Origin of the sequence: Janthinobacterium sp. FT14W (genome assembly GCF_009208755.1) — a bacterium.
Lineage (GTDB): Bacteria > Pseudomonadota > Gammaproteobacteria > Burkholderiales > Burkholderiaceae_D > Janthinobacterium > Janthinobacterium violaceinigrum.
The window spans coordinates 93,315-101,094 of the sequence record NZ_WFLL01000022.1 but is presented as its reverse complement, the minus strand read 5'-3'; the positions used below and the strand labels follow the sequence as shown (position 1 = coordinate 101,094).

9 protein-coding genes are annotated in these 7,780 nt (G+C 63.1%); 3 read left to right on the top strand and 6 right to left on the bottom strand.

What is annotated here, in order from left to right; translation table 11 throughout:
- Positions 1 to 187: 187 nt before the first annotated feature.
- A complete protein-coding gene (locus GCN74_RS16215; RefSeq protein ID WP_152257636.1) occupies positions 188 to 601 on the bottom strand; it encodes a CopG family transcriptional regulator in 414 nt (137 codons plus the stop codon).
- Positions 602 to 879: 278 nt separating this feature from the next.
- Here GCN74_RS16215 and GCN74_RS16210 point away from each other — a divergent pair, with 278 nt between their 5' ends.
- The 3 genes from GCN74_RS16210 (at position 880) to GCN74_RS16200 (ending at position 3,092) form a co-directional block, all read left to right on the top strand.
- Entirely contained in the window at positions 880 to 1,107 is a 228-nt protein-coding gene (locus tag GCN74_RS16210; protein ID WP_413541548.1) for a DUF1289 domain-containing protein, read from the top strand.
- Between the two features lie 8 nt (positions 1,108 to 1,115).
- Positions 1,116 to 2,039: an MBL fold metallo-hydrolase gene (locus tag GCN74_RS16205; protein ID WP_152257635.1), complete on the top strand. Its 924-nt coding sequence runs from the start codon at positions 1,116 to 1,118 to the stop codon at positions 2,037 to 2,039.
- 99 nt (positions 2,040 to 2,138) lie between these two features.
- Entirely contained in the window at positions 2,139 to 3,092 is a 954-nt protein-coding gene (locus GCN74_RS16200; protein ID WP_152257634.1) for an NAD(P)H-dependent flavin oxidoreductase, read from the top strand.
- Positions 3,093 to 3,195: 103 nt separating this feature from the next.
- On the opposite strand, the gene GCN74_RS16195 is transcribed toward GCN74_RS16200, so the two are convergent.
- The 5 genes from GCN74_RS16195 to GCN74_RS16175 form a co-directional block, all read right to left on the bottom strand.
- A complete protein-coding gene (locus tag GCN74_RS16195) occupies positions 3,196 to 3,777 on the bottom strand; it encodes a hypoxanthine-guanine phosphoribosyltransferase (protein ID WP_152257633.1) in 582 nt (193 codons plus the stop codon).
- Positions 3,778 to 3,840: 63 nt separating this feature from the next.
- Positions 3,841 to 5,097: a phenylacetate--CoA ligase family protein gene (locus GCN74_RS16190; RefSeq protein ID WP_152257632.1), complete on the bottom strand. Its 1,257-nt coding sequence runs from the start codon at positions 5,095 to 5,097 to the stop codon at positions 3,841 to 3,843.
- Positions 5,094 to 5,453: an MmcQ/YjbR family DNA-binding protein gene (locus tag GCN74_RS16185; RefSeq protein WP_152257631.1), complete on the bottom strand. Its 360-nt coding sequence runs from the start codon at positions 5,451 to 5,453 to the stop codon at positions 5,094 to 5,096. Before GCN74_RS16185 ends, GCN74_RS16190 begins: the two co-directional genes overlap by 4 nt.
- Before the next feature lie 15 nt (positions 5,454 to 5,468).
- Entirely contained in the window at positions 5,469 to 6,305 is an 837-nt protein-coding gene (locus tag GCN74_RS16180) for an ABC transporter ATP-binding protein (protein WP_152257630.1), read from the bottom strand.
- Positions 6,306 to 6,431: 126 nt separating this feature from the next.
- On the bottom strand, positions 6,432 to 7,763 hold the full coding sequence (locus GCN74_RS16175; protein ID WP_152257629.1) for an ABC transporter substrate-binding protein: 1,332 nt from the start codon (positions 7,761 to 7,763) through the stop codon (positions 6,432 to 6,434).
- Between the last annotated feature and the right edge of the window lie 17 nt (positions 7,764 to 7,780).

Below are 7,780 nucleotides of genomic sequence, written 5' to 3'. Positions count from 1 at the left end.
CGGCTGCCTGCGGCGCCAGGCCAGCGGCGGCCAGCGCCTGCTGGATGGCGTCGGTGGCGGCGGCGGGCCCGCGGCCCATCAGATTGCGGGTTGCGGCGCGCATGTGCGCCAGCATGTTGAGAGGTAGTTTCATGACCATCCTTAACGGTGCCGCGCATCGGCCGGGTCATCGCCGCGAACCGATACGCTAGTGAATTCGCCCTGCGAGCGCTGTCTTGACGACGGTGCTGGCATGCAGGGCACCTAATACGAAAATAGACTCGATGGTGGCCAGTGCCAGTTCCACGGAGACGTCGCCGGCGATGCTGGCCAGTCCCAGCACCTGGATTTGCAGGCGCTGGCCGGCTGCCTGAATCGCTTCCAGGTCGGCGCGCGAATAGTGCTGCATGCCCAATACCAGGCTTTTACGGGCGACGGTCTGTTTCACCACGTCGGCGTGCGTACCCAGCTGGTTGCGTATGGCCGTACGGATCAGATCCGTGCGGTTGGAATAAAATCCCTCCTGGACCAGCAGATCGATCTGCCCCAGGTCGATCAAGCCGAGGTTGATCGTGATTTTCTCGGATTCCCCAATTTTGGGCTTGCTGTCTTGCTTGGCCATAAGTCTCCAAAAACTCCATGTGGCATCCATTTGCCATCTGTATGGATGGTAGTATAGTTCTGAAACACCTCAAGTCAAGCGGCATCTGGCCTGACCGGGGCGCCGGACGGGCCGCCGCAGAGTGAGAATGTCACGTAAAATATATTTTCGGAGCATGCATTTTTCGTCATATTTTCGTTCGAAAATATATGTACGGAAACATTGCATGGCGATGCCGCCGACTCGCCGGCGTGGTTTCGCGGCATAATGAAAGCCTTCACGTTTACCGATGCCGCTCCATGATGGTCGATACTCCGCCAGCCGTTCCGCTCCCCTTGCCGTCACCGGTGCCATCGCCCTGCGTCAGCCTGTGCAAGATGAACCGCGGCAGCGGCTTGTGCGAAGGCTGCTTGCGCACGCTCGACGAGATCATTGCCTGGAGCAAGGCCGACGACGATTTCAAGCGCGCCGTGTGGGCCGAATTGCCGGGCCGTGTATCCCTGCTCGATTTCGAGCCCGACTACTGAGGACGCCCATGCCGCGATCGCCAGCGCTGTTCCCCGATTCCATTCAGGTGTTCGAACGCGGCTGGCTGTCGTCGAATAACATCCTGTTCCAGGGCCGGGACGACACGGCCCTGATCGACAGCGGCTATGTCACGCATGCGCCGCAAACCCTGGCCCTGCTGCGCCACAGCCTGGCCGGCCGGCCGCTGGAGCGGCTGTTCAACACCCATCTGCACTCCGACCATTGCGGCGGCAACGCGCTGCTGCAAGCCGAATATGGCTGCCATACGGCCATTCCCGCGTCGGAAGCGGACAAGGTGGGGGCGTGGGACGTCGACGCCCTCAGCTTCCAGGCCACGGGCCAGCAATGTCCGCGCTTCGGCTTCGACGCCACCGTCTCGCCCGGCGACACCTTCACCCTGGCCGACATGGCCTGGCAAGCGCTGGGCGCGCCGGGCCACGACCCGCACTCGCTGATTTTTTACTGCGCCCAGGAAGGCATCCTCATTTCCGCCGACGCCCTGTGGGAAAACGGCTTTGGCGTGATCTTCCCCGAACTCGATGGCGGCTCCGGCTTTCCTGAAGCGCGCGCCACCTTGGACCTGATCGCCAGCCTGGACGTGCGCGTGGTGATCCCCGGCCACGGGCGGCCGTTCCAGGATGCCGCCGGTGCCCTGCAGCGCGCGTACTCGCGCCTCGACTACCTGGCGTCCGATCCCGTGCGCAATGCGCAGAACGCGGTGAAAGTGCTGCTGAAATTCCTGCTGCTGGAACGCCAGCGCATCGCCCTTGCCGAGATACCCGCGCTGCTGCGCGGCATGCCCGTCTTCGAAGAGGCCAACCGGCGCTTCCTGCGCCAGGAAGCGGCCGCGCTGGCCGAATGGGCCGTCTCGCAGTTAGTGAGGGCTGCAGCGGCACATGTCGAGGGTGAGTACTTGCTTAACGAGGGCTGAAACGCGGGTGCGATAAATTCAGCACGATCGTACTTTTTCTGCACTATAATCAACGCTCAGTGTTTTTTTACGTCCGATCAACTTTCCAGCGAGTCCGCCATGGCATTGCCTGTTGCGTTGCAAAACCTCTCCTTACCCGTTATCGCGTCGCCGATGTTCATCGCCAGCGGCCCGGCCCTCGTCGCGGCGCAGTGCAAGGCCGGCATCGTCGGATCCTTCCCCGCCCTGAACGCGCGTCCCGCCGAATTGCTCGACACCTGGCTCACGGAGCTGCAGGCCGAACTGGCCGCCTTCCAGGCCGCCAATCCGGATAAAAAAGTGGGACCGATCGCCGTCAACCAGATCGTGCACCAGTCAAACGACCGCCTCGCGCATGACGTGGAAGTGTGCGTGAAACACCAGATCCCCATCATCATTTCCTCGCTGCGCGCGCCGCCCAAGGAAATGCTCGACGCCATCCACAGCTATGGCGGCATCGTGCTGCATGACGTGATCTCGATCCGCCACGCGAAAAAGGCGCTGGAGGCGGGTGTCGATGGCCTGATCCTGGTGGCCAGCGGCGCCGGCGGCCATGCGGGCACCCTGTCGCCGTTCGCGCTGGTGGGCGAAGTGCGCAAATTCTTCGATGGTCCGCTGGCGCTGTCGGGTTCCATCGCCACGGGCGACGCCGTGCTGGCCGCGCAGGCGATGGGCGCGGACTTTGCCTACATCGGCTCGCGCTGGCTGGCCACCAAGGAATCGAACGTCAGCGACGGCTACCGCGACGCCATCGTCGATTCCAGCGCGGCGGACATCGTCTACACGAACCTGTTTACTGGCGTGCACGGCAATTATCTGAAGAAATCGATCGTCGCGGCCGGACTCGATCCGGAAGCCCTGCCCGAAGCGGACAAGAGTTCGATGAATTTTGGCTCGGGCAGCGCCAAGGCCTGGCGCGACATCTGGGGCGCGGGCCAGGGCGTGGGCTTGATGGATGACGTGCCGAGCGTCGAAGAGATGGTGGCGCGCCTGAAGGCCGAATACGATGCGGCGCGCGCGCGGCTGAAGCTGTAACGTTGGTGAGGATGTCGGATGACGCGCTGCACGCCAATCCGACCTGCTCGAACCTGGTGGCGTAGGTCGGATTAGCGCAGCGTAATCCGACTACCATCATGAATCACTCCTGCTTCAAGTCCTCGGGCTTGATGGCCCACAGGCCCGGCAGGTTGCGCCAGTAGCCATACGCATCCATGCCGAAGCCGACGACGAAGCGGTTCGGGATCACCAGGCCGACGATATCGGCTTGCACGGGTTTTTTCTTGCCGATGGCCTTGTCGGCAAACACGGCCAGGATCACTTCGGAGGCGCCCATGTCCAGCAAGCGCTGCTTGACGTGCGCCAGGGTTTCGCCTTCGTCCAGGATGTCGTCGAGCACGATGACGGTACGGCCCGCCACGTTCGAGCGGGGGATGACTTTCCACACCACTTCGCCACCCTTGTCGTCGTCGCCGTAGCGGCTGACGTGGATGTAGTCGAACTCGAGCGGAAAGCTCAGCTGCGGCAGCAGGTTGCCCGTAAACACGACGGCGCCGCCCATCACGCCCAGCACCAGCGGGAACTCCTGCGAGTCCTCGGCGTTGAAGCGCGTGTTGAGCACATCGGCCATGCGCGTGATCGACGCCTGCACGGTATCTTGGTCGAACAGCAGTTCCGCGTTCTTGATCAGGTCACGGGCACGGTTGTGATGAAATTCTTGCATGGACTCTTGCATGGCGATGAATGGGGCTGATGGTCAATGCCGGTATTATCCCGCAAATCGGCCTTATTTGTAATCGCGCATGTCGTCGATGACCTTGCCATCCTGCGCCAGGCTGCCCACGGCCACGAGCACCACGTCGCCGCGCAGCTTGGTCAGTTCGCGGATCGAGCCAATGATGGCCTCGGTGCCGCTGGCGTCATGCGGATCGTCGACTTCGCAATGCAAAGCCATCTCGTCGTTGGCCATGCGCCCGGACACCACCAGCCGCGCCTTCCTGATCTGCGGGTGGCGGCGCGCGATTTCATGCACCTGCGACGGATGCACGAACATGGCGCGCACCTTGGTGGTCTGGTCGGCGCGTCCCATCCAGCCGCGGATGCGCGTATTCGTGCGCCCGCACGGCGACTCCGGCGCGTCCGTCAGCACGGCCGACAGGTCTCCCGTGGCAAAGCGGATCAGCGGGTAGTCGGCATTGAAGACGGTGACGACGACTTCGCCCACTTCGCCCGGCGCGACGGGCATGCCGCTGCCCGGGTGGACGATTTCGAGCAGCACGTTTTCATCGATCACCATGCCCGGATTGAGCTTGCCATTGCTGGCCGTTTCATAGGCGATGCTGCCGATATCGGCCGAGGCATAGGTCTGGAACACGTGCGGCACGCCGTTCGCGGCAAACCAGCTGCGCAGGGATTCGGGCAAGGCTTCCGCACCCATCACGGCCTTGGTGACGCTGCTGATGTCGGCGCCCATCTCGCGCGCCTTCTCGATGATCAGTTTCAGGAATGACGGCGTGCCGATATACGTGTCGGGCTTCAGGTCGACCATCGCCTGCACCTGCATTTCCGTCTGGCCGATGCCGGCCGGGATGACGGTGCAGCCCAGGCGCGCCGCGCCCCCTTCGACCATGAAGGCGGCCGGCGTGAAGTGGTACGAAAAGCAGTTCTGCAGCAAGCCGCCGGCGCGCACGCCGGCCGCATACATGGGCCGCGCGAAGCGCCACCAGTCGGGGCCGCGGCCTTCCGGGTCGAAGATGGGGCCGGGCGAGACAAACACGCGCGACAGGGCGTTCTTCGGCGTCGTGTTCAAGCCGCCGAACGGCAGGGTATCGTGCTGCAATTGCTTGAGGTCGGACTTGCGCGTCACGGGCAGTTGCGCCAGCGCGGCGCGGCTGGTGATGTCGGCGGCGTTGACGCCATCGAGGATGCGGGCCCAGCCCGGCGCCTTTTGCGCGCGCGCGATCAGCTGCGGCAGGCCGGCCATCAATTCGCGTTCGCGCTCTTCGGGGGCGCGTGCTTCCAGACTGTCGAGCGTATCGGTCATGTTGCGGATTCTCCAATGTCACGTTGCAGTTTTTTCGTCAGCCTGGCAAAAATCAGGCTGTATGAGCGGTGCAGCAGGGCCGCCATTTCTCCGTCGTCGAGCGCATCGGGGCTGGCGATATGCACCCACTTGGCCCGTGCCAGGTACGGCGCCGGGCGGATGCCGGGGCGGTCCGTCAACTCCAGGAAGCGTTCCGCATCGACCTTGAAGCTCATGCCGCGCGTGCTGTGCGCTTCCGCGCCGCACAGCGCGAACATCCGGCCACCGACGCAAAACGCCAGTACGTTCGTCCATTTGATGTCTTGCGTCGCGCCGGGAAAGCCGCGGCACACTTGCTTCGCCCGTTCCAGGTCCATGCTTTGCTTCCTGCCTCAGGCCAGCCAGCGCTTGCGGCGGCGGTAGAACTTCATGTCGCGGAAGCTCTTGCGCCCGGCGCTGGAGACGCCCAGGTAAAACTCTTTGACGTCTTCGTTGCTGGCCAGTTCCTGGGCCTGCCCTTCCATCACGACGCGGCCGTTTTCCAGGATGTAGCCGAAATCGGCATAGCGCAGCGCCACGTTGGTGTTCTGTTCGGCCAGCAGGAAGGACACGTTTTCCTTGTGGTTCAGGTCCTTGACGATGCCGAAGATCTCTTCGACGATCTGCGGCGCGATGCCCATCGACGGCTCGTCCAGTAAGATCATCGACGGCTTGGCCATCAGCGCGCGGCCGATGGCGCACATCTGCTGTTCGCCGCCCGAGGTGTAGCCGGCCTGGCTGCTGCGCCGGGTTTTCAGGCGCGGGAAATAGTGATACACCTTGTCCAGCGCCTCCTTCAATTCGCCGCGCGACAGGCTGCGCGTGTAGGCGCCCGTCAGCAGGTTTTCCTCGATGGTCAGATGGCCGAAACAGTGGCGTCCTTCCATCACTTGCGACAGGCCCCGCTGCACCAGTTCATTCGGCGTCAGCTGGTCCACGCGCTCGCCCTTGAACTGGACTTCGCCCTTGGTGACGTCGCCCCGCTCGCCGCGCAGCAGGGTCGAGATGGTTTTCAGGGTGGTCGATTTGCCGGCGCCGTTGGCGCCCAGGAGGGCCACGATCTTGCCCTGCGGGACTTGCAGCGACACGCCCTTCAGGACCAGGATCACGTGGTCGTAGATGACTTCGATATTGTTCACCGACAGGTAGGGCGGCGGCGTTTCCGGTGTTTGCGTGGCAGTGGGTGTCATGGCTGCTTCGTTTTCATATGTGTTGGCGATGCTGTCGGATTACGCTTCGCTAATCCGACCTACGTGGATGCGGCGTAGGTCGGATCAGGCCGCAGGCCGTAATCCGACACCACCATCGGCAGCGATTTACTTCATGCACGCCGGCGTGATTTTCTTCTCTTCCGCGTACTTGTTCGAGGATTCCTCGACGAGCTTGCGCACCAGGGCCTTGTCGCCGACGATCCACTTCGGCGTGATGGCGGTCCACTTCTTGCCATCCCACTGCTGCACTTTCACGGCGCCCGAGCCTTCATGGTCGTCGCAGCTGGTCTTCACGGTGGGGAACATGCCCAGCGCGCCGACGGCCTTCTGGCGCGCATCGTCGACGTTCAGGTTTTCCAGGCCCCAGCGCATCTGCTCGCCCGTGATCGGTTTGCCCTTGCCGAATTTTTCCTGCGCCGTGCGGATCGCCTCCACCCACAGGATGCCGGCCGTCACGCCGCGCATGTGGTAGACGGAGCCGATGCGCGACTGGTCGGACAGGTTGCCCTTGCCGGACGCGTAGAGCTTCTTGCGGATGTCGTCGAGCACGGGGTAGTTGCCCGGCGTATTGAACGTCATCGCCGTGTAGCCCTTGGCCGCGTCGCCCGACGGAATCGTGTCTTCCTCGGAACCGGCCCACCAGACGCCCAGCATTTTGTCGCGCGGGAAGCCGTTGCGCTGCGCCGTCTTGATGGCAACGGAGTTCATCACGCCCCAGCCCCACAGGATCACGTGGTCCGGCTTGGCCTGGCGGATTTGCAGCCATTGCGATTGCTGTTCGCTGCCTGGCGGCGCGACGGGAATTTTCACCAGTTCGAAGCCGTACTGTTTCGACAGCGCTTCGAGCACGGGCAGCGGCTCCTTGCCGAAGGCTGAATCGTGGTACAGGTGGACGATTTTTTTGCCTTTCAGCTTGTCCATGCCGCCATCCTTGTCGCCCAGGTACTTGATCATGCCGGCGGCCTGGCTCCAGTAGCTGGAGATCAGCGGATACACGTAGGGGAAGACCTTGCCGTTGGCGGCGTCCGAGCGGCCGTAGCCGATCATCGTCATGGGGATCTTGTCCTGCGCCACGCGGTCCAGGATGCCGTAGGCGACGCCCGTGGAGAGGGTTTCGACCAGGGTGGCGCCGCCCTGCTTGGTTTTCAGGCGTTCATAGCATTCGACGCCGCGCGACGGGTTGTATTCGGTTTCGCATTCTTCCCAGCTGATCTTCACGCCATTGACGCCGCCGCCCAGGTTGACCAGGTTGAAGTAGTCGATGATGCCGCCGTAGAAACCGGAGCCGCCGGCCGCGTAAGGGCCCACGCGGTAGGACGGCAGGGCGATGTACTGTTCCTTGTCCTGATTTTTCTCCTGACCTTGCGCGCTGCCGGCAATGGTGAGTGCGGCACTGGCGATGGCGGCGGCCAGCATGAGCGATTTGATGTGTTTCATTGTGTCTCCTCTTGTTT